This is a genomic window from Trinickia dinghuensis, from assembly GCF_003367175.1.
GTDB classification, from domain to species: Bacteria; Pseudomonadota; Gammaproteobacteria; order Burkholderiales; family Burkholderiaceae; genus Trinickia; species Trinickia dinghuensis.
Map to the genome: position 1 here is coordinate 138,481 of NZ_QRGA01000019.1, position 22,430 is coordinate 160,910.

At 64.9% G+C, this 22,430-nt stretch carries 21 protein-coding genes; 4 read left to right on the forward strand and 17 right to left on the reverse strand.

The features are described from left to right. Nucleotides 1-95 precede the first annotated feature (95 nt). From DWV00_RS28620 to cyaY, 12 genes are all read right to left on the reverse strand, one after another. Entirely contained in the window at nt 96-1,181 is a 1,086-nt protein-coding gene (locus DWV00_RS28620; protein WP_115536995.1) for a sn-glycerol-3-phosphate import ATP-binding protein UgpC, read from the reverse strand. A gap of 19 nt (nt 1,182-1,200) precedes the next feature. Then, complete coding sequence (gene ugpE / locus DWV00_RS28625) at nt 1,201-2,046, reverse strand: sn-glycerol-3-phosphate ABC transporter permease UgpE (RefSeq protein WP_115536996.1); 846 nt, start codon at nt 2,044-2,046, stop codon at nt 1,201-1,203. Continuing rightward, the gene (gene ugpA / locus DWV00_RS28630) at nt 2,043-2,927 is read right to left on the reverse strand and encodes a sn-glycerol-3-phosphate ABC transporter permease UgpA (RefSeq protein ID WP_115536997.1); all 885 of its coding nucleotides are present in this window, start codon (nt 2,925-2,927) and stop codon (nt 2,043-2,045) included. Before ugpA ends, ugpE begins: the two co-directional genes overlap by 4 nt. 193 nt (nt 2,928-3,120) lie before the next feature. After that, a complete protein-coding gene (gene ugpB / locus DWV00_RS28635) occupies nt 3,121-4,455 on the reverse strand; it encodes a sn-glycerol-3-phosphate ABC transporter substrate-binding protein UgpB (protein ID WP_425452851.1) in 1,335 nt (444 codons plus the stop codon). Between the two features lie 90 nt (nt 4,456-4,545). Further along, the gene (locus DWV00_RS28640) at nt 4,546-5,769 is read right to left on the reverse strand and encodes a deoxyguanosinetriphosphate triphosphohydrolase (RefSeq protein ID WP_115537043.1); all 1,224 of its coding nucleotides are present in this window, start codon (nt 5,767-5,769) and stop codon (nt 4,546-4,548) included. 47 nt (nt 5,770-5,816) lie between these two features. Then, on the reverse strand, nt 5,817-6,893 hold the full coding sequence (aroB, locus tag DWV00_RS28645; RefSeq protein WP_115536998.1) for a 3-dehydroquinate synthase: 1,077 nt from the start codon (nt 6,891-6,893) through the stop codon (nt 5,817-5,819). Continuing rightward, nucleotides 6,890-7,396: a shikimate kinase gene (locus DWV00_RS28650; protein WP_220274744.1), complete on the reverse strand. Its 507-nt coding sequence runs from the start codon at nt 7,394-7,396 to the stop codon at nt 6,890-6,892. Before DWV00_RS28650 ends, aroB begins: the two co-directional genes overlap by 4 nt. Nucleotides 7,397-7,563: 167 nt before the next feature. Next, nucleotides 7,564-9,189 (reverse strand): type IV pilus secretin PilQ, encoded by a 1,626-nt coding sequence (locus DWV00_RS28655; protein WP_181885617.1) that lies wholly within the window; start codon nt 9,187-9,189, stop codon nt 7,564-7,566. A 59-nt stretch (nt 9,190-9,248) separates the two neighbouring features. Further along, complete coding sequence (locus tag DWV00_RS28660) at nt 9,249-10,043, reverse strand: hypothetical protein (protein ID WP_115537001.1); 795 nt, start codon at nt 10,041-10,043, stop codon at nt 9,249-9,251. A gap of 134 nt (nt 10,044-10,177) precedes the next feature. Continuing rightward, nucleotides 10,178-10,852 (reverse strand): hypothetical protein, encoded by a 675-nt coding sequence (locus DWV00_RS28665; protein WP_115537002.1) that lies wholly within the window; start codon nt 10,850-10,852, stop codon nt 10,178-10,180. Further along, on the reverse strand, nt 10,849-11,652 hold the full coding sequence (locus DWV00_RS28670) for a pilus assembly protein PilM (RefSeq protein WP_115537003.1): 804 nt from the start codon (nt 11,650-11,652) through the stop codon (nt 10,849-10,851). Before DWV00_RS28670 ends, DWV00_RS28665 begins: the two co-directional genes overlap by 4 nt. Nucleotides 11,653-11,924: 272 nt before the next feature. After that, a complete protein-coding gene (gene cyaY / locus DWV00_RS28675) occupies nt 11,925-12,242 on the reverse strand; it encodes an iron donor protein CyaY (RefSeq protein ID WP_115537004.1) in 318 nt (105 codons plus the stop codon). A 51-nt stretch (nt 12,243-12,293) separates the two neighbouring features. Here cyaY and lptM point away from each other — a divergent pair, with 51 nt between their 5' ends. Together lptM and lysA are read left to right on the forward strand one after the other, a co-directional pair. Continuing rightward, on the forward strand, nt 12,294-12,581 hold the full coding sequence (gene lptM / locus DWV00_RS28680; protein ID WP_115537005.1) for an LPS translocon maturation chaperone LptM: 288 nt from the start codon (nt 12,294-12,296) through the stop codon (nt 12,579-12,581). Nucleotides 12,582-12,599: 18 nt separating this feature from the next. Continuing rightward, the gene (gene lysA, locus DWV00_RS28685) at nt 12,600-13,862 is read left to right on the forward strand and encodes a diaminopimelate decarboxylase (RefSeq protein ID WP_115537006.1); all 1,263 of its coding nucleotides are present in this window, start codon (nt 12,600-12,602) and stop codon (nt 13,860-13,862) included. A 16-nt stretch (nt 13,863-13,878) separates the two neighbouring features. Here the strand turns inward: lysA and msrQ are convergent, their stop codons facing one another. The 5 genes from msrQ to DWV00_RS28710 all read right to left on the reverse strand — a co-directional run bounded on the left by msrQ (nt 13,879) and on the right by DWV00_RS28710 (nt 20,042). Next, the gene (gene msrQ / locus DWV00_RS28690; RefSeq protein WP_181885618.1) at nt 13,879-14,598 is read right to left on the reverse strand and encodes a protein-methionine-sulfoxide reductase heme-binding subunit MsrQ; all 720 of its coding nucleotides are present in this window, start codon (nt 14,596-14,598) and stop codon (nt 13,879-13,881) included. 17 nt (nt 14,599-14,615) lie between these two features. Further along, nucleotides 14,616-15,620 carry a protein-methionine-sulfoxide reductase catalytic subunit MsrP gene (gene msrP / locus DWV00_RS28695; protein ID WP_115537007.1) on the reverse strand — a complete coding sequence of 335 codons (1,005 nt, stop codon included), beginning with the start codon at nt 15,618-15,620 and terminating at the stop codon, nt 14,616-14,618. 203 nt (nt 15,621-15,823) lie between these two features. Further along, nucleotides 15,824-17,005, reverse strand: coding sequence for a c-type cytochrome biogenesis protein CcsB (gene ccsB, locus DWV00_RS28700; protein ID WP_115537008.1), 1,182 nt, complete (start codon nt 17,003-17,005; stop codon nt 15,824-15,826). A 15-nt stretch (nt 17,006-17,020) separates the two neighbouring features. Next, nucleotides 17,021-19,258, reverse strand: a complete 2,238-nt coding sequence (locus tag DWV00_RS28705) for a cytochrome c biogenesis protein ResB (protein ID WP_115537009.1) — start codon at nt 19,256-19,258, stop codon at nt 17,021-17,023. Between the two features lie 124 nt (nt 19,259-19,382). Beyond that, on the reverse strand, nt 19,383-20,042 hold the full coding sequence (locus tag DWV00_RS28710) for a c-type cytochrome (protein WP_115537010.1): 660 nt from the start codon (nt 20,040-20,042) through the stop codon (nt 19,383-19,385). Between the two features lie 316 nt (nt 20,043-20,358). On the opposite strand from DWV00_RS28710, the gene yihA reads away from it, so the two are divergent. Both yihA and hemB read left to right on the forward strand, forming a co-directional pair. Next, nucleotides 20,359-21,021: a ribosome biogenesis GTP-binding protein YihA/YsxC gene (yihA, locus tag DWV00_RS28715; protein ID WP_115537011.1), complete on the forward strand. Its 663-nt coding sequence runs from the start codon at nt 20,359-20,361 to the stop codon at nt 21,019-21,021. Between the two features lie 369 nt (nt 21,022-21,390). Continuing rightward, complete coding sequence (hemB, locus tag DWV00_RS28720) at nt 21,391-22,389, forward strand: porphobilinogen synthase (RefSeq protein WP_115537012.1); 999 nt, start codon at nt 21,391-21,393, stop codon at nt 22,387-22,389. The last annotated feature ends 41 nt before the right edge of the window (nt 22,390-22,430 follow it).

Sequence of the window (22,430 nt, forward strand, 5' to 3'; positions counted from 1 at the left end):
GAGCCGCCGTGGATGTATGGATATGGGTCGTCATAGCCGGGCTCTCCTCCCGAAATCGAAGCACCGCCGGGCCGTACCGGCGGTGCGCTCGTCGTTCAAAACGCGCGCTTGCCCGTGGCCGGGTCGAAGAAATGCAGATGTTCAAGCGGCAACGCAGCCGGTACGACCTCGCCACGCCCCGGCCGATCCACGTGAGGCAGGCGCACCGTGACGTCGTGCGCGCCCCAGCGGCCGTGAATCAGATTATCGGCGCCGAGCAGCTCGCACGACTCCACCACGAGCGGTGCCTGTGCGCAACCGGCTCGCGGCGACATGTGCTCGGGGCGAATACCGAGAATCCAGTCGCGGCCGCCGGCGATTTCCCGGCCGACGCCGGCCGCGCCGGCCACCGTCAACGCGGGGCCCCCGCCGGCCACCTCGAACATGGCACCGTCTTCGCTCAGCTTGCCCGAGATGAGATTCATGGCCGGCGAACCGATGAAGCTCGCGACGAACACCGTGGCCGGCCGCTCGTAGACCTCTGTCGGCGCACCGATCTGCTCGGCATGGCCGCGGTTCATGACGATCACGCGCTGCGCGAGCGTCATTGCCTCGATCTGGTCGTGCGTCACGTATAGGCTGGTCGTCGCGAGCCGCGCATGCAGCCGCTGAATCTCGAGACGCATCTGAACGCGCAGCTTCGCGTCGAGATTCGACAGCGGCTCGTCGAACAGGAACACCGAAGGCTCGCGCACGATCGCCCGGCCCATCGCCACGCGCTGGCGCTGGCCGCCCGAGAGTTCGCGCGGCCTGCGCTCGAGCAGCGGCGCGAGTTCGAGGATCTTCGCGGCCGCCTCGACGCGCGCGTCGATCGTCTCGCGTGCGATCCCGCGAATCTTGAGCCCGTACGACATGTTCTCCTGGACGCTCATGTGCGGATAGAGCGCGTAGTTCTGAAACACCATCGCGATGTCGCGATCCTTCGGCTCGAGACGGTTGACGACCCGGCCGCCGATCGCGATCTCGCCTTCCGAGACGCTTTCGAGTCCCGCTACCATGCGCAGCAGCGTCGACTTCCCGCACCCGGACGGCCCGACGAGGACGACGAACTCGCCGTCGCCCACGTCGATGTCGATGCCGTGCAATACGAACTGCTTGCCGTCGTACGTCTTGCGCACGCCTTTTAGAGTCAGCCCTGACATGCTCAACGATCCCCTTGGATTATTTTTCCGTGTCGACCAAGCCGCGCACGAACCAGCGCTGCATGGCGACGACGACGACGAGCGGCGGCAACATCGTCAGCAGCGTCGCGGCCATCACGAGATGCCACTCCGTTGCCGTGTCTCCGCTTGCGATCATGCCTTTGATGCCGACGACGGCCGTCGTCAGCGATGGCCGGCTCGTGATCAGAATCGGCCAGAGATACTGATTCCAGCCATAGATGAACGTAATGACGAACAGCGCCGCGATGCTCGTCTTCGACAGCGGCAGCACGACGTCCCAGAAGAAGCGCAGCGGGCTCGCGCCGTCGATGCGCGCGGCATCCATCAGCTCGTCGGGCAGCGTGAGGAAGAACTGCCGAAACAAGAACGTCGCCGTCGCCGAGGCGATGAGCGGGAGCGTCAATCCAGCATACGAGTTCGTGAGGTGCATCGTCGAAACCACCTGCACGGTCGGGAAGATCCGCACCTCCACCGGCAGCATCAGCGTGACGAAGATCAGCCAAAACGCCGTGTTGCGAAACGGGAAGCGGAAGAACACGATCGCATACGCCGAAATGATCGAGACGGCGATCTTGCCGATCGCGATCGCCAGCGCCATCACGAGGCTGTTCAGCAGCATGCGGCCGAACGGACTCGCCGCGTTGCCGGAACCATGCGACCAGACGTTGACGACGTTTTCGATCAGATGCGTGCTGGGGATCAGCGACAGCGGCACCGTGAAGACCTCGTGCTCGCTCATCGTCGCCGCGCAAAACGCGACGTAGACGGGAAATGCCACGAGCACCACGCCGACGATCAAAACGACGTGGCAGAAGAGATCGAAGCCCTTGCGATTTTCGATCATGAGTATTGGACCCTGCGTTCGACGAAACGGAACTGGATGACCGTTAACCCGACGACGATCGCCATCAGCACGACCGATTGGGCGCCCGAGCTGCCGATGTCGAGCCCTTGGAAGCCTTCGGCGAAAATCTTGTAGATCAGCGTCTTCGTGGCTTGCGCGGGGCCGCCGCCCGTTGCCGCGTCGATCACGGGGAACGTGTCGAAGAAGGCATAGACGACGTTGACGACGAACAAGAAGAAGGTGGTCGGCGAGAGCAGCGGCAGCGCGATGCCGAAGAAGCGCCGGACGGGCCCCGCGCCGTCGATCGCCGCGGCTTCGATCAGCGAGCGGGGAATGGCCTGCAGTCCGGCGTAGAAGAACAGGAAGTTGTAGCTGACCTGCTTCCAGATCGACGCGATCACCACGAGCGTCATCGCCTGCGCCCCGTTGAGCGCATGGTTCCAGACGATGCCGCCCTTGGCCAATGCGAAGGTGACGATCCCGATGCTCGGGTTGAACAGAAACGCCCACAGCACGGCGGCAATGGCCGGTGCCACCGCGTACGGCCAAATCAGCAGCGTGCGATACACCTTCGCCCCCCGCGTGACGCGGTCGGCACAGGCCGCGAGCAGCAGCGATATCACGAGGCCGCACACGGTCACGAGCCCGCTGAAGATCAGTGTCGTCTTGAACGAATCGAGGTAAAGCGGATCGGCAAAAATCTGCTTGAAATTCGAGAGCCCGACGAACTCGCTCGACGTGCCGAACGCATCCTGCGTTTGCGTCGATTGCCAAAGCGCGACGCCGGCGGGCCAGAGAAAGAACAGCCCGGTGATGGCCATTTGCGGCGCGATCAGCAGGTAAGGCAACGGGCTCGCGGCAAAACGGGAACGTTCGTACATGAGTGATCAACCGGTCGGGGGGCGCATCGTCGTTCTCGTTCGCCGGTTCACCGGCCCGCGGAAAGCGAGCGGCGAAGCGGCGAACGACGGCGGCGCGCCGGATCGAAGTGGACGTTCGAGCAACGCGACGCACGCGGGCGAGCGCCGATGCACCGGCACAGCCGGCGCGCCGGAGCTTACCCGCGCTAGCGCATCACTGCGCCGCCTGTTGCTGGAAGCGCCGCAACAGATCGTTGCCACGGTCGACGGCGGAATCGAGCGCCGCCTTCGGCGTCTTCTTCTGCGCCCACACTTGCTCGAGTTCTTCATCGACCACGGTGCGGATCTGCGGCATGTTGCCCAGACGCAGGCCCTTCGTCCACGGCAGCGGCGGCTTGTTCAGCATTTGCTTGATCGCCGTATCGGCGCCGGGGTTCTTCGCATAGAAGCCTTGGCTGCGCGCAAGATCGTAAGCGGCCGTCGTCACGGGCAAGTAGCCCGTGTCCTCGTGCCACTTGGCCGCCACGGCCGGCGAAGTGAGATAGGCGAGGAACTTCGCGACGCCCTTGTAGACGTTCGGATCCTTGCCCGCGAGCACCCACAGGCTCGCGCCGCCGATAATCGCGTTCTGCGGTGCGCCCTTCACGTTCGCGTCGTACGGCATCATGCCCGTGCCGAAATCGAACTTCGCGTATTTGCGGATGTTGGCCAACGAACCCGACGAGTTCGTGAGGATGCCGCAGTCGCCGCTATAGAACTTCGAGACCGGTTCGTCCTTGCGGCCGACGTAGGTGAACGTGCCTTCCTTGACCATATCCTGCAGGAACTGGATATGGGCGATTTGCTGCGGCCCGTTGAATTCGAGCTTCGCATCGAGGCCGTCGAAGCCGTTGTTCTCCGTTGCGAACGGCAGGCCATGCCAGGCGCTGTAGTTTTCCAGCTGAATCCAGCCTTGCCAGCCCGTCGTAAAGCCGCAGGACATGCCCGAGGCCTTCAGCTTCTTCGCATCGGCCCGCACTTCTTCCCACGTCTTCGGCGGATCGTTCGGGTTCAACCCGGCCTTCTTGAAGGCGTCCTTGTTGTAATAGAGAACGGGAGTCGAACTGTTGAACGGCATCGCTGCGAGGTCGCCCGTTTTCGAGTCGCTGTAGTAGCTCGCGATCGTCGGCACGAAAGCCTTCTGATCGAGCGGCACGCCCGCTTGCTTGAAGACGTCGGTCACGGGGATGACCGCCTTTTTCGCCGCGATCATCGTGGCCGTGCCCACTTCGTAGACTTGCAGGATCGCCGGCGCATTGCCGCTGCGATAAGCCGCGATACCGGCCGCCAGCGTCTGATCGTAGCTGCCCTTGAAGACGGGGACGATCTTGTAGTCGCTCTGCGATTTGTTGAAATCGTTGGCGATGTCGTTCAAATGCTCGCCGAGCGCGGCTTCCATCGCATGCCAGAACTGAATCTCCGTCGCGGCGCATGCCATTTGGCTCGCGCCGAAGAGCAGCGCGCCTCCGAGCGCGAGCGAACGAACGAGCGTCTTGTAGCCCTTCATCATCTAGTCTCCTAAGGTAAACCCGTATCAAGATGGTGTCGCATCGCCCAAATTATGGGCATGTAAACGTTTTCATCCAACTAGGGCAGGATTCTAGTTATCGTTAATGACAAATAGACGTTGGTATTCTTTCAGCGCGTAACGATCGGTCATGCCGGCGATGTAGTGCGCGATGAGGCGCGGCTGCGCGGCGTCGTCCTCCGCCAGATAGGCCGGCGGCAGCAGGCGCGGATCCTCGCTGAAGGCGTCGAACAAACCGCAAATGACTCGCCGCGCCTTGCTCGCCATCCGCATGACGCGGTAATGCCGATAGAGGTTCTTGAACAGGAAGCGCTTCAATTCCGCCGCTTGGGCCGCGACGGCGCCGCTATGCGCGACGATGGGCGGCGCCGAACGCACCGCGTCGAGCGAGCCGGGCGCGTGTGCGATGAGGTTTTGCCGCGTCGTCTCGATGAGGTCGACGATGAGCGTGTTGATCATCCGGCGCACCGTCTCGTGAATCATCCGGCGGCCGTCGAGCTGAGTATGCTCGCGCTTGGCTTGCTCGTAATGCGTTCGCCAGAGCTCGACCTCTCCAAGCTGCTCGATGGTCAGCAAGCCCGAGCGCAAGCCGTCGTCGACGTCGTGATTGTTGTAGGCGATTTCGTCGGCGATGTTCGCGATTTGCGCTTCGAGCGACGGGCGCTTGCCGGACAAGAAACGCTCGCCGAGATCGCCGAGCCGCAACGCGTTTTCGCGCGAGCAATGCTTCAAGATGCCTTCGCGCGTCTCGAAGCACAGGTTCAGGCCGTTGAAGCCGCCATAGTGCTCCTCGAGTTCATCGACCACGGCCAAGCTTTGCAGGTTGTGTTCGAAGCCGCCGTGCTCGCGCATGCATTCGTTCAGCGCATCCTGCCCGGCATGGCCGAACGGCGTGTGCCCGAGATCGTGCGCGAGCGAAATCGCTTCGACGAGATCTTCGTTCACGCGCAGATTGCGCGCCACCGAGCGGGCGATCTGCGCGACCTCCAAACTATGCGTGAGCCGCGTGCGAAACAGGTCGCCTTCGTGATTGACGAAAACCTGCGTCTTGTATTCGAGGCGCCGAAACGCCGTGGAGTGGACGATGCGATCGCGGTCGCGTTGGAATTCGGTACGCGCCGACGGCGGCGCTTCGGGAAATCGGCGGCCGCGCGATAGGCTCGAATGCGCGGCGTAGGGCGCGAGATGGGCTTCGAGCGCGGCGAGCGTGGGCGGGGCGATGTGCGCCGCATGTGCGTCGCCGCCTGCCGATTCGCTCGTCGCCTTCACCTGCGTTGGGTCAGCCCGCTCGCTCATCGTTTCCTCCCGCATCGTCGCCGCGCGGCGCGCGAGCAGCGTTTAGGTCAGAGGCACGCGGCGAGCGTCGCTCGCAATGCCTGCTCCGGAACATCGGTAATCAGCGTCTCGCCCAATTGCTTGAGCAAGATGAATTTGATCGTGCCCGCCTCGGTCTTCTTGTCGACCTTCATGAGTTCGATATAGCGGGAATCGCCGAGCGCGGGCGCGCGCGTCGGCAACCGGGACGCGGCGATGAGCGAAACGAGCCGCCGCCGCACCGTTTCGTCCAGATGGCCGAGGCGAACCGACAGGTCGGCGGCCATCACCATGCCGCACCCGACGGCTTCTCCGTGCAGCCATTCGCCGTAGCCGAGCCCGGCCTCGATCGCATGGCCGAACGTATGCCCGAAGTTGAGAATGGCGCGCAGGCCGCCCTCGCGCTCGTCGGCGGCCACGACCGACGCCTTCACTTCGCAGGAACGCTTGACCGCATACGCGAGCGCCGCCGGATCGCGGCCGTTCAGCGCGTCGATGTTCTGTTCGAGCCACTCGAAGAACGCGGCATCGGCGATCGCGGCCGTCTTGACGATTTCGGCGATGCCGGCCGCGAGCTCCCGCTCGGGCAGCGTGCGCAGCGTGCCGATATCGGCGATGACGGCCTGCGGCTGGTGGAACGCGCCGATCATGTTCTTGCCGAGCGGATGGTTGATGCCCGTCTTGCCGCCCACGGACGAATCGACTTGCGACAGCAGCGTCGTGGGTACTTGGATGAACGGAACGCCGCGCATATAGCAAGCGGCGGCGAACCCCGTCATGTCGCCGATCACGCCTCCACCCAATGCGATCAGCGTCGTCTTGCGATCGGCCTTCGCGCCGAGCAGCGCATCGAAGATGCGGTTCAGCGTTTCCCAATTCTTGAATGCCTCGCCGTCGGGCAGCACGACGGTCGAGACTTGCTTGCCGAGCGGGGCGAGCGTCGCGCGCAGCGCGTCGCCGTAGAGCGGCTCGACGGTTTCGTTCGTGACGATCGTGATCGAAGCGCCGGCAATGTGCGGCGCGAACAAATCGGTGCGGCCGATCAAGCCGGCATCGATGCGGATCGGATAGGAGCGTTCGCCGAGATCGACGTTGACAGTAATCATGACTGTGTCTGTTTGGTAATGCCGGCCAGTTCGAGCTGCATGAGCACCATGTTCACGAGCCCATTGACCGAAGGCCGCCCGGTTTCGACGATGAAATGCGCGCACTCGCGATAGAGCGGATCGCGCTCGCTGTACAGGGCCTCGAGCTTGGCCTTCGGATCTTCCGTTTGCAGCAGCGGGCGATTTTTGTCCTTGCGGGTGCGCAGCCAAAGATCGTGCGGATTCGCTCGAAGATAAATGACGAGCCCGCGATCGTGCAGGGCCGCCCGATTTTCCGGACGCAATACCGCTCCGCCGCCCGTCGCGAGCACGAGCGCTTCGCGGGCAGTCAGTTCGGCGATGACCTGCGCTTCGCGCTCGCGAAACCCCGGCTCGCCCTCGAGTTCGAAGATGACGGGGATGCGGGCGCCCGTACGCGCCTCGATTTCATGGTCGCTGTCGAAGAACGGCCGGCCGAGCCGGCGCGCCACGGCGCGGCCCACGGTGGTCTTTCCCGCCCCCATGAGCCCCACGAAAAAAATGTTGGTGTTGGCGCCCCGCTCTTGCAACGTATCCTCTGTTCAATCTGCTATGGTTCGTGGCGCAGCTTACTGGCAAAGCCGCCGCCTTGTCGAGTGTAGCGCCCGGAGCTGTTAGCGCCCGGAGCGCTCGGCCTTGCCAAGCGTGATCTTCAATCGATCGGGACGATCCTCGGCGTGATGAAAACGACCAGTTCGCTGCGCTGCTCGCGCACCGCCCGGTGGCGAAAAAGCGCCCCCAGCAACGGTATTTTGCCCAACACCGGTACGCGCGTCACATCGTTGCGATCCTGGCTCTCGTAAATGCCGCCGATCGACACCGTCCCGCCGTCCTCCACCTCCACGCGCGTCCGCACATGTTTCGTGTCGATCGCGGGGCCGCCCGAGGTCGGCTTGCCGACGCTGTCTTTCGAGATGTCGAGGTCGAGAATGACGCGCCCGCGCGGCGTGATGCGCGGCTCGACCTCCAGCTTCAGGCTCGCGCGCCGAAACTGCACGCCCGACACCCCATTGCGAATCTTGGCCTGGTAAGGCAGTTCGGTCCCTTGTTCGACGAGCGCTTTCGTCCGATCGGCCGTGACGACACGCGGGCTCGAGACGATCCGCCCCCGCCCTTGCGCCTCGAGCGCCGACAGTTCGACGGTCACGAGGCGCGTCGCCCCCGCCGCGAACAACGTGAGCCCGGCCGTGGCCGCCTCGAAGCCGGCGATCGCGCGGGCCGAAAGGTCGTGGATCCGGCCCTGCTCGCCGCCCGCCAGCCCTCTTGCCGCCGTACCGGCACCGGACGCGTCGCCGCCGATCGAGCGCATCGACAAGCGCGCCCCCAGCTCGCGCGAAAACCCGTGCTCGCCCTCGACGATACGCGCTTCGATCAGCACCTGGCGATTCGGCTTGTCGATGGTGTCGATCAGTTCGGCGACCTGCTCGAGACGCGCCCTCAGATCGGTCACGAACAGCAGGTTCGTGCGGACATCCGCCATCGCCGCGCCGCGCTTGGAGAGCACACGCTGCGAGCCCGGCGCCGTCAGGAGCCGCTGGACCTCGTCGGCGCGCGGGTAGCTCAGCGAGAAAGTCCGGCTGGCCAGAGGCTCGAGATCGGCGGCGCGGGCATGGGTCTCGAACCGTTGCCGCTCGCGCGCCGCCAGTTCGGCCAGCGGGGCGACCCACACGACATTGCCGCGCCTGGACATGGCCAGCCCCTGGGCATCGAGCAGCGTATCGAACGCAGTGCGCCACGGCACATCGGTCAGGCTGAGCGAGACGCGTCCGCGCACCCGTTCGCTCGCCACGATGTTCAGCCCCGTGAACCGGGAAAAGGCATCGAGTACGTCCGCGAGATCCGCATGCTTGAAGCGCATCGTGATCGGCGTGTCATCGTCATCATCGTTGCCGGCTGCGGCGGCGGCCGCGTCCTCGGCCGTCGCGCCGTCCGTGGCGGTCCCGCTCATCCGTAGCGCGGGCGCGAGCGGGACCGGCGGCCCCTCCAGCGCAGCCGCCGAGCCCGACGCGTCGCCGGCGGACGAACTCGGTTCGCCGGCGGCACCGGGGCGCGCTGCGCCCGAGCGGCCAGCGGACGGTTCGGCGACGCCCGTCGCGACACGGGCGTCATCGGATTCGTCCGGCATTGGGTCGGCATCGAGCGGCGGTTCACCGACACTCGGCCATGGCGAGGCAGGCGGTTCCCCTGCGCCGCCTGCGAGCAGGGCGGGCGGCAACGGCGGCAGCGGAGCGGTGTCCGCCAGTGCCCCCGCGGACGCGAAGGCGAAGGCCGTCGGCATAGCTGTGGCGAACCACGCAACCAAACGGACGCCGGAACATCCTCCTCGGGTAAGCGGGCTCATCGGCCGCCCTCCGACAGCGGAACTCGGCGAGTTCCCGCTCGGCTCACGAGCGTCACGCCCGCGGCGTCGATACCGACCAGCCGGTCCGCGCCCAGCATTTGCCCCGGCGCGGCTACGACTGACCGCGGCCCGCTCGCCGCCTCGAACAGGGCAAGCGCGCGCCGGCTGTCGTGCACGACGCCCACTAGGCGGCCCACCGCCGCATCAAGCTGGGACTGCGCTCCGCCGCCCCCGAACGGGTCCGCTATGTCCCCGCCCGCTTGCGCCGGCGCATGGATCGCGGGCTCGGCCTGCGCGGGCGGCAAATCGAACACATCGAGCGTCGCACCGAACACGAGCGTCCCCTTGTCGCGCTGGATATCGACCGCCTGGGGCACGACGAGCATCGGCAACGTCGACAGTCCGCTCAAGAACGCATAAAGGCCCGAGAAATCGGCCTGCCCGTCGACGCGCAACGCACGTGCGGCGTGGACACGACCCCGCACGCGCGACGCCGCGGCCGCCGACGCGGGTGCGAGCGAGCGCAACGTCACGCCGGCGCGCGAAGCGAGATCGGCCACGGCACGCCAATCGCCGCCCGCCGGGCGAATCGCGGCGCCCGGCTGCGCCGGCTGCAAACGCGCAGCCTCCCGCAAGCGCGGCAATCGGGCCAGCTTGTCCCGGCTCTCGCGCAAGCGACGCTCCAACGCGTCGATCGCCGCCTCGCGCGCCGCTCGATCGCCGGCATCGATCACCCGCCAGGCATAGGTCACCAGCGCGAACGCCGCCGATGCGATCGCCGTACAAACCATCAAACGCCGCGTCGCGTTCCACCTTTGCGCGGGGGAGCGCCGCAAGCGAATGGAGCGAGCGAATCGCCGACTCACCGCCGCACGCCCGAAAACCCGGCGCATCCCCCGCAGAGCGCGCCGAAGGAAAGCGCCGTTCATCGTTCGTCCCTGCCGTCTCGCGCCTCGCCGCCCGAGCCGGTAGGCCGTGCCGCCGGCGCGCTCACCACGGCGCGCGAGGGCAGCCGCACCCGCGCCTCCACCGCCCGGCCCGCTTGCCCGTCGATCTGCACGGCGGCAAGCCGCAGGTCGTCGATCTGAGCGCCCTCCCCTCCGGGTGCGCGTGTCAGCCGCCCCATCCACGACGCGGCCGCGGCGCTATCGGCGGCATGAATCTGCAGCTCGAATCCTTCGACGGTTTGCCGTAGACGGTCGACGGCCACACCCGCATGGGCGTCGCGACTCAACGTCTCCAGCAGCGAGCGCAACTCGACGTACGGCCGCGCGCGTGCCGCCGCCGCTGCCGCCTTCGCTCGACTGCCTTCGCCCAACCGCTCCAGACGCGAGAGCTCCGCGAGCGAAGGCGACAATTGCGCGAGCTTGCGCTCCAGCAGCACCCGCCGCGCGTCCATGCGGCCGTCGCCAGGCGCCGCCGCCGCGCAACAGATCGCCGTCAACGTTCCGACGATCGCCGCCGCCGCGCAGTCGATCAAAGTGCGCCGGTGCCGCCGGAGCGCCGGGTTATAGCCCGGCGGCGGCGATTCGAAACCCGGGAGTGCATCCGATGCGCCTTCGTATGGACATCCCGCCTCGATCGCGACGATCGTGCTCATTCGGACACCCCGCGCAGCGCCAAGCCGAAGGCGACGGCAAACGCCGCCGTACGCCTCCAATCGGCATGCAGCCCCAGCACGGCACGGCCTGTGCGAAACGACGCGCGCTCGAACGGAGCGACACTGCAGGCAAGGCATTCGCCGATGTCGGCCAATGCCAGCCCGACGTGCTCGAGCAAGCCGAGATCGCCGCCCACGAACGCCCGATCGAGCCGTTCGCCGCCCGCCAAAATCCTGAGCGCCGATTCGAGATCGGCGTGCTCGCCCCCGGGAAAGCGAAAGCTCGAGCGCACCGCCCCCTCGGCGACACGCCAGCCATGAACACCGTCGTAGCCTGCCCATACGGCGGCGAACCGGCAGCATGGCCGCGACGCGCGCCCGGCGGCGTGAACGAGCGCGCGCAACGCGGCCTGCGGCTCGTTGTCGACGGCGGCGAGCGCGATGCCGGCGGCAGCGGCCACCTCGACGCGCGCCTCCAGGTGTCGATTGCTCTCGATCGTCTCGCCCCCGGGCGCACCACCCGGTATCGCCATCGCCCACGGCATGGCACGCATGGCGCGCCGGCGTGGCCGCCGCGCACAGAGCGAGGCGAGCGCGGCGGCCACGGCCGCGCGATCGACGAAATGCGCTCCGGACACGGCGCCGGCCGCAAGCGGCGCGATCCCGATCCATTCGACGCCGACAGGACGCCGTTCCCGGCGATCGCGACTGACGATGACGAGTCGCACCTCGTGCGGACTGGCGTCGATGCCGGCCGCGAAGCGGCACGTAGCGGACGGCGGTGTGTTTTTCATCGGCATGGCAATTCCTCGCGGGCAGCCGGGCCGTCGACATGAGCGGCCGAGACGGCTTACTTGCGGGAAATTGTCTGCATCGCGCCGCCGTGGGGGAATTCGGCTGAACGGCCAACGCCGATGTGAAGCGGTGAAGGGGCGCGGAGGCGGCAGGCGTTAAAAGGCCTGCCCGAATACTGGATGCGGATTCCGCCGGATGTCGTCACGATCGGCGGCGACCTGTATTTCGACTCGTTGTTGCCGGGGCTAGGCATGGTCCCGGCGGTCGATATCGTCGATCAGGCCGAGAACGTCACCGGCTCGCCGGCCTGCTGCGAGGCGTAATCGGAGAGCGACTCGAAGAACTCGCGGCCATTGCGCGTGTCGAGCCATCGGCCGTCGACGAATTTGAAGTGAAAACCGCCGGCCTTCGCCGCGATCCAGATCTCTTCCATCGGGGGCTGCAGATTCACGATGATCTTCGATCCGTTCTCGAATTCGAGCGTCAGCACATTGCCGCTGCGCTCGAGTTCGATGTCGGCGTCGTTGTCGTCGATGGCTTCCTCGATATACGAAAGCGCGGCTTCGGCGCGGGAAAGGTAGTCGCTATCGGTCATGCTAAACTCCGCCGGTTAAACTCACTGCTTTACAGCTCATTAGAGACAGTCATGCGAGTCGTTTTCAGGATGAGCGCGATTGTAGCGGCTTTGGCCGTTGCGACAAGCGCGGCGCTGACCGGTTGCGGTCAACGTGGGCCGCTTTACCTGCCGACGGTTCCTCCGCTGCCTGCGAAGCCCGTTCTTCAGACCGAGCCACCGGCATCGAACGCGCAGGCCGCGTCCGGCACCGGTGCGAATGCGCCGTTGACGCTGGCGCCCGCCGCTTCGCTCGGCGCACCGTCGAACGCCCCCAAAGCCGCACCGGCCCCGGCTTCGAGCCCCGCACCCAATCAATAAATAACGCAGGACTTCCGCATGTCTCACTCCGCCTTCGCCTATGTCGACGGCGTGCTGCACGCCGAAGGCGTCAGCGCCGTCACGCTCGCCGAACGTTTCGGCACCCCGCTCTACGTCTACTCGCGCGCGGCGTTGACCGAAGCGTATCAAGCCTACGCGCATGCGTGCGCGGGACACCGGGCAAGCGTGCACGTCGCCGTCAAAGCCAACAGCAACCTGGCCGTCCTCAATGTGTTCGCCCGCCTAGGCGCGGGCTTCGACATCGTCTCGGGCGGCGAGTTGGCGCGCGTGCTGGCCGCGGGCGGCCAAGCGAAAGACATCGTGTTTTCGGGCGTCGGCAAAAGCGCGGCGGAAATGCGCCAGGCGCTCGAGGTCGGCGTGAAGTGCTTCAACGTCGAATCGATCCCCGAACTCGATCGTCTGAACGCCGTCGCGCGCGAACTCGGCAAAAAAGCGCCGACCTCGCTGCGCGTGAATCCCGACGTCGATCCGAAAACGCACCCCTATATCTCGACTGGGCTCAAGGCGAACAAGTTCGGCGTCGCGTTCGACGAAGCGCGGGCCACTTACCGCGCGGCGGCGGCGCTCGAGCATCTCGAGGTGGTCGGGATCGACTGCCACATCGGTTCGCAGATCACCGAAATCGCGCCCTACCTCGACGCGCTCGACAAGGTGCTCGACCTCGTCGAACAGATCGAAGCCGATGGCTCGCGGATCCACCATATCGACGTAGGCGGCGGCCTCGGCATTACCTACGCCGACGAGACGCCGCCCGACACGGGCCTGTTCGTGCGCACGCTGCTCGAACGCATCGAAGCGCGCGGTCATGGCCATCGCGAAGTGTTCTTCGAGCCGGGCCGGTCGATCACCGGCAACGCCGGCATCCTGCTCACGCAAATCGAATTCCTGAAGCCGGGTGCCGAGAAGAACTTCGCGATCGTCGACGCCGCGATGAACGATCTCGCCCGGCCCGCCATGTACCAGGCCTATCACACGATCGAGGCGGTCGCGCCGCGCCAGGATACGCCGCATGTCTACGACATCGTCGGCCCCGTCTGCGAAAGCGGCGACTGGCTCGGCCGCGACCGCTCGCTCGCCGTCGAACCCGGCGACTTGCTGGCGATTCGCTCGGCGGGTGCGTATGGATTCGTCATGAGTTCGAACTACAACACGCGCCCGCGCGCAGCCGAAGTCATGGTCGACGGCAGCGACGTCCATGTCGTGCGTGCACGCGAGACGGTGTCCGAACTCTTCGCCGGCGAATCGATCCTGCCGGCTTAATCCCGCCTAACGGCGATCAAACCCGCGGGCGCGCCGCGAACTTCGCGCGCGCCCAAGCAAGCAGCCGCCAGCCCAGCAGGGCAACGACGATCGCACCGTAGATCTTCGGCAAAACGAGGTCGTGCTTGCCGGCCTTCATCCACCAGAAATGCAAGATCGCGAGCGCGGCAATCGCGTAGATCGCGCTATGCAGCGTCTTCCAGCGCCGGCCTAGCTTGCGCGCGGCCGCACGCGGGGAGGTGGCCGCCAGCGGAATCAACAAGACGAACGCGGCGAAGCCGACCGTGATGAACGGGCGCTTGCCGATGTCCTTCAGGATCTCGGCGAGATCGAACCACTTGTCGAACCAGATGTAGGTCGTAAAGTGCAGCGCCGCGTAGAAGAACGCGTACAGGCCAAGCATCCGCCGAAACCGCAGCAGCCCATTCACGCCGGTCATCCGGCGCAGCGGCGTGACCGCCAGCGTGATGCAAAGAAACACGAGCGTCCAAAGCCCCGTTGAGCGCGTGATGAACTCGATCGGGTTCGCGCCCAGGCGATCGGTCAATCCGAAGAACACGAGGCGGGCGAGCGGATACAAGGCGGCGATGAAAACGCCCACCTTGGCCGGCGCGATCCAGCGGTCCGCACCGCTTGCGCGGCGGGCGGCACCGGCCCCTCGCTCCGCGCGTCCAGCAGGGGCGACCCGGCCATTGCGCGCATCGGCGCGCGTCATCGTTTGAGTATCGAGAGACATGCGGCGGTCCTTTCGATTCAGAAGTTTTTGCGCAGGTCCATGCCCTGATACATCGACGCCACGAGATTGCCGTACCCGTTGAACATCAGCGTTTTGCGCTTCGGCTTGAAGAAGCCGTCCTCGCCGATCCGGCGCTCGGTGGCTTGGCTCCAGCGCGGATGGTCGACGTTCGGATTCACGTTCGAATAGAACCCGTACTCATTGGGCGCCTCGGTGTTCCAACTCGTCGGCGGCTGCTTTTCGACGAAGCGAATCTTGACGAGCGATTTCGCGCTTTTGAACCCGTACTTCCAAGGTACGACGACCCGAATCGGGGCACCGTTCTGATTCGGCAGCACCTGCCCGTACAGGCCGACGGTCAGCAGCGTAAGCGGATTCATCGCTTCGTCCATGCGCAGGCCTTCGGAATACGGCCAATCGAGGATCGGATCGGAAATACCCGGCATCTGCGAAGGATCGGCGAGCGTGATGAACTGAACGTATTTCGCGTTGCCCGTCGGTTGCGCGCGCTTGATCAATTCAGCGAGCGAATACCCGATCCACGGAACCACGATCGACCAGCCCTCGACACAGCGGTGCCGATACACGCGCTCCTCGAGCGGCGCGAGTTTAAGCAGTTCGTCGATGTCATAAACCTTGGGGTTCTTGATTTCCCCTTCGACGCTGACGCGCCACGGGCGCGGCCGCAGTGTGTGCGCGTTTTCGGAGGGATCGCTCTTGCCCGTGCCGAACTCGTAGAAATTGTTGTACGTCGTGATGTCCTGATACGGCGTGACCTTGTCGGGAACGACGAATTTCGCATTGGTCACCGCCGCGAGCCTTTGCGCTTTGGGGTCGGGCGACGAATACGCGCCGAAGGCGGAGCGACTGAGTCCGAGCGCGCCGCCGGCCACGGCCAGTCCCGCCGCGCCCGCCGCCTGCAATAGGCGCCTACGGTTCTCGAACACCGCGCGCGGCGTGATTTCGCTAGGGGCGATGTCGTCGCCGCTCAATATGATGCGCTGCTCTCGTTTGATCCACACGATGCTGCTCCTGAAGAAAACCCGGGCCCTTTGCTCGCTCGTTCGCCGAGCGCCTTGCCGACTAGGCCCGCTCCCGCTATATACCGCCATCGGCATCGTTTGGATGCACCAAGAAAAAAACCGCCGCTGGGTGACCATGCGGCGGTTTCTTCGTGGCGGGGCGCGATCGAAATCGACGCAGGCGCGTCCATTAAATGCGTCGGTTACAGCTTCCCGTAGCTATGCAGCCCCGACAAGAACATGTTGACCCCGAGGAACGCAAACGTGGTCACCAGCAAACCGGTGAGCGCCCACCAGGCCGCGACCGAGCCACGCAGGCCCTTCATCAGGCGCATGTGCAGCCACGCCGCGTAGTTGAGCCAGACGATCAGCGCCCACGTTTCCTTCGGGTCCCAGCTCCAATATCCGCCCCAGGCTTGCGCCGCCCACAATGCGCCGAGAATCGTCGCGACCGTGAAAAACGCGAAGCCCACCGCGATCGACTTGTACATGAGGTCGTCGAGTACGACGAGCGAGGGCAAGCGATCGGTCAGGATGCCGCGTTCGCTGCACAGATACGCGACGCCGACCATGGCGGAGAGCGCGAACGAACCGTAGCCGATGAAGTTCGCCGGCACGTGAATCTTCATCCACCAGCTTTGCAGCGCGGGGACGAGCGGCTGGATCTGCTGGGCGTCGCGGGCCACCGAGTACCACATCAGGAAGCCGACTGCCGCGCTGATGATGAGCAGGACGAAAGCGCCGAGCGCACGCGTCGAGTAATGCTGCTCGTAGTAGAGGTAGAACAGTGCCGTGATCAGGCAGAACAGCACGAACACTTCGTAAAGGTTCGAGATTGGAATGTGGCCGACGTCGGCACCGATCAGGTACGACTCGTACCAGCGCACCATCATTCCGGTGAAGCCCATCAGAACGGCGAACCAAGTCAGCGCCGAGCCGATCGCGCCGCCCGACGGCGAGCGCGACAGCAGGCCGATCCAGTAGAACAGCGTGGCCAGGACGAACAGCGCGCTCATCCAGAGAATCGCCGACTGGCTCGACAGGAAATACTTCAGGAAGAAGGCGGAATCGGCGCGCGACAGATCGCCGTGATAAATCTGCAGCGAGAGAAGCGACATCACCGCGATGCCGACCGCGAGCATCCGAACCGGCTTCCAGCGCCAGCCGAGCACGACGAGCGCGGGCACGGCGCAGACCAGCACGAGCTTGTCGTAGTAGTTCATGAACGCGTGGTAGCGCGCCAGCCCGAAGCCGGCACCGCCGGCCACGGCAAGCGCGAACAACCAATCGAACAGCCCGAGACGCCGAAGGAACGATCGCTCGTCCAGGGCACCGGCGGCGGGCGCTGCGGCCGGGCTAGAGCGGGAAACGTGTGTCAAGTCCATGATGAGTACCGAGGATCAATCTTGCGAACCGTGGGACGATTCGATCGCGTCACGCGTGGAAGGGTGGGCGTGCTCGTGCGCGCCATGATGAAGTGCTGCCGGGGCGTCATGCGCCGTCGCACCGAGCGTGGCGCCCACGGCGTCGCGCACCTTTGCGAATTCCCTCTCGAAGTCGATCGTCTTGCGCGCCGTCGACATCGCCATGACGACGGTCGTGCCCATCGCCGAGTCTTTGAGCCAGAACCAAAGCCGCCGTTCGCGCACGTAGAACATCGAAAAGATGCCGGCGACCAGCAGCAGACTGCCAAGATACACCACTTTCGTGCCAGGCGCCCGCGTGAGCTGGAATACCGAAGCCTGCACTTGCTTGAACGAATCAAGCTGCAGGAAGACCGGAGATCCGTACAGGAAGCTGTCTGAAAGCGCGTTGATCGAATCTTGTACGAAACGGCTCGCGTTCGCCGTCGGTTTGGCGTCGGGCTCGCCCGCCTGTTCGCGCGCGAGCTGCCACAAATCCCAGGTCGAGCCTTCTAGCATGCGCAAGAGCAGCGACGCCGCCTTCTGCTGCTGGCCCTGAGGCACCGAGTGATCGATGAACGTCGCGACCGACTGGAAGCCCCCGGGCACCGTGCCCGGAGCCGCCGCGCCGCCGTTCTCGCCGGCGCCCGCGAACAGCGTCAGAACGCGCGCGGCGCTCGTCTCGAGATTCTCGCGCAGCTCCGGATTCGCATCGGCGGAAACCGAGCGCTGAGCGAACCGGTGGGCCGCTTGCGCGCGTAAATCGGGATTGGCCAGCGCCGCGCGCAGCAGCATCCACTCCTTGATGCTGCCTTGATCGTCGGCCGGGATGCGCAGATAGCGGAACGGATCGTTTGGCGTCGTGCGCATGCCGGCGAGGAAATAGCGGCTGCCTTCGACTTCGACGGGCAGCATGTAGTTGTTGAACTCGCGCGCTTGCCCGTCGGTGCCGCGGATCTTGTATTGGACCGACGGCCCGACGTTTTGCAGATCCATCGGCTTGGACGACTTCGCGCCCGAGCCGAGCCGCGCGTCGAGCATCTGTTCCACCGAATGGTGGACGACGACGCCGCGCGCGTCGGTTTGCCCGCTGCCGTTCGTGATGTCTTCGACGTTGATCGCGCGGAAATCGGCGAACTCCACCGTTTGTCCGTTCACGCCCGGCATCGAAGCCGACAGCGGCGCCGAGCTGCCGATCGTGCCGCTCACCGGCATGGTCTTGATCGTGTCGCCCGTCATCGGCCAGGCCGTCATCGACATCGCCGAGCCGCCGTCCTGGAAGCTCGATTGATAGATCGACACGCCGTCGTAGTGGAACGGCTTGTTCACCTCGACGCGCGCCGGGATTCGCTTGCCCGTCCGATGATCGACGACGACGATATCGCTCGCGAACAGTTTCGGCATCCCCGTCGAGTAGTAATCGACGACGAATTTCTTCAGCTCGATCGAGAACGGCAGGTCTTGAATCAGCGAACCGTTCGGCTCGTTGAGGATGGCCGTCGACACGTGCTGCCCCTCCGGCACCCACGCGTAGCCGCGGAAGGTCGGATTGGACGGCGACAACCGGTGGTCCGGCGAAATCTCGTTGATGACCACGCTCGATGAAATCGGCGATTTGCCGAACAACCACATCTGGAGCTTGATCGGCAGGTTGCTGTCCATCAGGCCGCCGATGCAAATCACGACGAACGCCACGTGCGCGAAGATGTAGCCGATCTTGGCCAGCGCGCCGCGCTTCGCGGCGACGAGCGTCGCGCCTTCCGTTTCGCGCACGACGTAGCGATAACCGAGTTTGCCTGCGAGCCGAGTCACGCGCTGCGTCGTTTCGGCGCGGTCGCTGCCGGGGGTGTACTCGGCCTTGTGATGGAAAGCGCGCAGGCTACCCTCGCGCACTTTGTCCTTCCAGCTCTTGATGTCGGCGATCATCTTCGGCGCGTTGCGGATCACGCACAGCGAGATCGACACGATCAGGAAGCCGAGGATGAGCATGAACCACCACGCGCTGTAGACCGTGAACAGGCCGGCCGCGCGGAAGATGTCGGCCCAGAACGGGCCGAACTGATTGACGTAGTTGGGGTACGGATCGTCTTGCGTGAGGACGGTTCCCACGATGCTCGCGATCGCAAGCACGACGAGCAGTGCGATCGCGAAGCGCATCGAGCTGAACAGCTCGATCGTGTGCTTGAGGACCCTGCGGTCCGACTTCAACTCATAACCCGAGGTAGTAACGCTCATTCAAACTCCAGCTGCTACGACAGCAAAAAAGGGTGAGGGGCCACCCGCCGAAGGCGGTGGCGCTCCCACCCTTTTCTCGTTCTCGCCGGCTCGAGGCCGGCTGATTGTTCGTTCCCGGTGGAACTCAGTGCAGGCCGGCGATGTAGTCGGCAACTGCCTTGATCTCGTTGTCCGAGAGCCGCGACGCGATGGCATGCATCACGTCGCTGTTGTCGCGCGCGCCCGCGCCCTGCTGGAACGCATGAAGCTGCGCAACGGTGTAATCCGACCACTGCCACGACAGCCGCGGGTACTGCACGGGGATACCCATGCCCGTGGGCCCGTGGCACGCGGCGCAAGCCGGCACGTTCTTCTCCGCAATGCCGCCGCGGTAGATCTTTTGCCCGTCCGGCACCGTAGCCGGATCGTGCGCGAAATTCGGCTTCGGCGTTTGGCTCGCGAAGTACGCGGCCACGTTGACCATGTCCTGGTCCGAAAGCGCAGCCGCCATGCCAGCCATGATCGGATTCGCACGTGCGGCCGATTTCGCTCCCGGCTGCACCTTGAAATCTTTCAACTGCTTGACGAGGTACGCCTCATGCTGCCCCGCCAGTTTCGGAAACGACCCGGTCGCGCTATTGCCGTCGGCTCCGTGGCAAGAAGCGCAGACTTTCGTCGCAATCGCTTGCCCTCGATTCATATCCGGCTTCGGTGATTCCGCCGCTCTCGTTTGTGCCGCCAAACTCAACAAACCCGCTGCTGCAACGACTTCAAGCACCTTCAAAGACTTGCACAGTCGATTCATTCGCACACCCGGTTTCGTCTTGTGAGAATAGAGTGTCCTCGAGCGCCCGATTCGGGGCGCCGCCCTCGCAGGCGGCGGGATCGCGCCAAGCGGCCCGGTGCTTTCCCAAGAGGTTAATGCAAAACGACAGCAACCGATTACCGCGAAGACTCATGCGGCCATAAGTACGAAGCGCTTGACAAACACTTCGATCGGTCTCCAGTAAACCTTCGTATTGTACAATAACTCCCTAATCGCCAAGACGCCAGTGGGGAAGCCCCCGCCTCGTCAGCGCCGTCCTTCGAGCGACTTCACGCGCTCACCTTCCTGTCCCGCCATGGCCTTCCTGCTTCATCAAGCCCGTTTCTTCACGACCGTCAATCATTTGCGCGACCTGCCTGCCACGGTCCAGCCCGAGATCGCCTTCGCGGGCCGCTCGAACGCGGGCAAATCGACGGCCATCAACATTCTGTGCAATCAAAAACGCCTGGCCTTCGCCAGCAAGACACCAGGCCGCACGCAGCATATCAATTACTTCGGCGTCGGGCCTGCCGACGAACTCGCGGGCTACCTCGTCGATCTGCCCGGCTACGGCTACGCCGAAGTGCCCGGCGCGGCCAAGGCTCATTGGGAGGCGCTGCTCTCCACCTACCTGCAAAGCCGCGCTCAGCTTCGCGGCATGGTCCTCATGATGGATTCGCGCCGCCCCTTGACCGAGCTCGACAGACGCATGATCGAGTGGTTTGCGCCGACGGGCAAGCCCATCCATACGTTATTGACCAAGTGCGACAAACTGACGCGGCAGGAAAGCGTCAACGCGCTGCGTGCGACGGAAAAGGGTTTCGCGGAGTACCGGGCGGCCGGCTACAAGGGGGAACTATCGGCGCAGCTCTTTTCGGCGCTCAAGCGCGTGGGCCTCGACGAAGCGCACGTGCGCCTGGAAGGCTGGCTCGGCGCCGATGCCGCGGACGCAAATGCCGGCACCGCCCCGAAGGCGTAACCATCGCGCTCCGCCCCTAGCCGAAACGATCGATATCGAGCACCGATGAGCGTGCTCGATGGGGTGTTCCCGCCCGCTCCAGCTCTAGTGCGTAATGTGCGGCACATCGGTGCGGCACATCGCCGCGGCCCCGGTTGGCAAATGCTACGAAGAATCGCACATAAAAAAACCCGCCGAACGTCGGCGGGTTGAACAGCCTAATCGAATAACGACAGGCACCCGCTCAGGGAGGAGAAGCGGGGAGATCCGCTGCGTGCGTTCATCGAGAAGGCACGGGCTTCGCTCGATCGCTATCATATACCATTGTTTGCAAAAGTTTTTGTGCCGGCCAGGCCGGCGGTTCCCTGATCCGATAGCGATTTTTCCCCTATGAGCTTCTATCCGCATCACCGCCCTCGCCGCATGCGACACGACGATTTTTCCCGACGTCTCATGCGCGAAAACACACTCACGACGAACGACCTCATCTACCCCGTGTTCATCGTCGAAGGCACCCATGTGCGCCATGCCGTCCCGTCGATGCCGGGCGTCGAACGCGTGTCGGTCGATTTGCTGATGAACGTCGCCGAGCAATGCGTCGAGCTCGGCGTGCCGGTGCTCTCGCTGTTCCCGGCTATCGAGCCCTCGCTGAAAACGCCCGACGGCCGCGAGGCCGCGAACCCCGAAGGCTTGATCCCGCGCGCCGTGCGCGAGTTGAAGAGGCGCTTCCCCGAGCTTGGCGTGCTGACCGACGTCGCGCTCGATCCTTATACGAGCCATGGCCAGGACGGCGTGCTCGACGAAGCCGGCTATGTGATGAACGACGAGACGGTCGAGATTCTCGTCGACCAGGCGAAGGCCCAAGCCGAAGCGGGCGTCGACATCGTCGCGCCGTCGGACATGATGGACGGCCGCATCGGCGCCTTGCGCGAGATGCTCGAAAGCGAGGGGCATATCCACACACGGATCATGGCTTACGCGGCCAAGTACGCTTCGGCGTTCTACGGCCCGTTCCGCGATGCCGTCGGCTCCGCGACCAATCTCGGCAAGAGCAACAAGATGACCTATCAGATGGACCCGGCCAACTCCGACGAGGCGCTGCGCGAAGTGCGCCTCGACATCGACGAGGGGGCCGACATGGTGATGGTCAAACCGGGCATGCCGTATCTCGACATCGTGCGCCGCGTGAAGGACGAGTTCCGCTTTCCGACGTACGTGTATCAGGTGAGCGGTGAGTACGCGATGCTCAAGGCCGCCGCGCAAAACGGCTGGCTCGACCACGACAAGGTCATGATGGAGTCGCTGCTCGCGTTCAAGCGCGCGGGTGCCGATGGGGTGTTGACGTACTTCGCGCTCGATGCGGCGCGGTTGCTGCGCGCGCAGAAGTAAGCGCCGCGAAGGCACTTGTCGCACGCGCCCCCGGTAGCGCG

Bases quoted from the DNA above. Each gene is read 5' to 3' on its own strand.
- DWV00_RS28620 (WP_115536995.1), bottom strand. From the start codon at position 1,181: ATGTCAGGGCTGACTCTAAAAGGCGTGCGCAAGACGTACGACGGCAAG.
- ugpE (WP_115536996.1), bottom strand. From the start codon at position 2,046: ATGATCGAAAATCGCAAGGGCTTCGATCTCTTCTGCCACGTCGTTTTG.
- ugpA (WP_115536997.1), bottom strand. From the start codon at position 2,927: ATGTACGAACGTTCCCGTTTTGCCGCGAGCCCGTTGCCTTACCTGCTG.
- ugpB (WP_425452851.1), bottom strand. From the start codon at position 4,455: ATGATGAAGGGCTACAAGACGCTCGTTCGTTCGCTCGCGCTCGGAGGC.
- DWV00_RS28640 (WP_115537043.1), bottom strand. From the start codon at position 5,769: ATGAGCGAGCGGGCTGACCCAACGCAGGTGAAGGCGACGAGCGAATCG.
- aroB (WP_115536998.1), bottom strand. From the start codon at position 6,893: ATGATTACTGTCAACGTCGATCTCGGCGAACGCTCCTATCCGATCCGC.
- DWV00_RS28650 (WP_220274744.1), bottom strand. From the start codon at position 7,396: ATGGGGGCGGGAAAGACCACCGTGGGCCGCGCCGTGGCGCGCCGGCTC.
- DWV00_RS28655 (WP_181885617.1), bottom strand. From the start codon at position 9,189: ATGCCGACGGCCTTCGCCTTCGCGTCCGCGGGGGCACTGGCGGACACC.
- DWV00_RS28660 (WP_115537001.1), bottom strand. From the start codon at position 10,043: ATGGTTTGTACGGCGATCGCATCGGCGGCGTTCGCGCTGGTGACCTAT.
- DWV00_RS28665 (WP_115537002.1), bottom strand. From the start codon at position 10,852: ATGAGCACGATCGTCGCGATCGAGGCGGGATGTCCATACGAAGGCGCA.
- DWV00_RS28670 (WP_115537003.1), bottom strand. From the start codon at position 11,652: ATGCCGATGAAAAACACACCGCCGTCCGCTACGTGCCGCTTCGCGGCC.
- cyaY (WP_115537004.1), bottom strand. From the start codon at position 12,242: ATGACCGATAGCGACTACCTTTCCCGCGCCGAAGCCGCGCTTTCGTAT.
- lptM (WP_115537005.1), top strand. From the start codon at position 12,294: ATGCGAGTCGTTTTCAGGATGAGCGCGATTGTAGCGGCTTTGGCCGTT.
- lysA (WP_115537006.1), top strand. From the start codon at position 12,600: ATGTCTCACTCCGCCTTCGCCTATGTCGACGGCGTGCTGCACGCCGAA.
- msrQ (WP_181885618.1), bottom strand. From the start codon at position 14,598: ATGTCTCTCGATACTCAAACGATGACGCGCGCCGATGCGCGCAATGGC.
- ccsB (WP_115537008.1), bottom strand. From the start codon at position 17,005: ATGGACTTGACACACGTTTCCCGCTCTAGCCCGGCCGCAGCGCCCGCC.
- DWV00_RS28705 (WP_115537009.1), bottom strand. From the start codon at position 19,258: ATGAGCGTTACTACCTCGGGTTATGAGTTGAAGTCGGACCGCAGGGTC.
- DWV00_RS28710 (WP_115537010.1), bottom strand. From the start codon at position 20,042: ATGAATCGACTGTGCAAGTCTTTGAAGGTGCTTGAAGTCGTTGCAGCA.
- yihA (WP_115537011.1), top strand. From the start codon at position 20,359: ATGGCCTTCCTGCTTCATCAAGCCCGTTTCTTCACGACCGTCAATCAT.
- hemB (WP_115537012.1), top strand. From the start codon at position 21,391: ATGAGCTTCTATCCGCATCACCGCCCTCGCCGCATGCGACACGACGAT.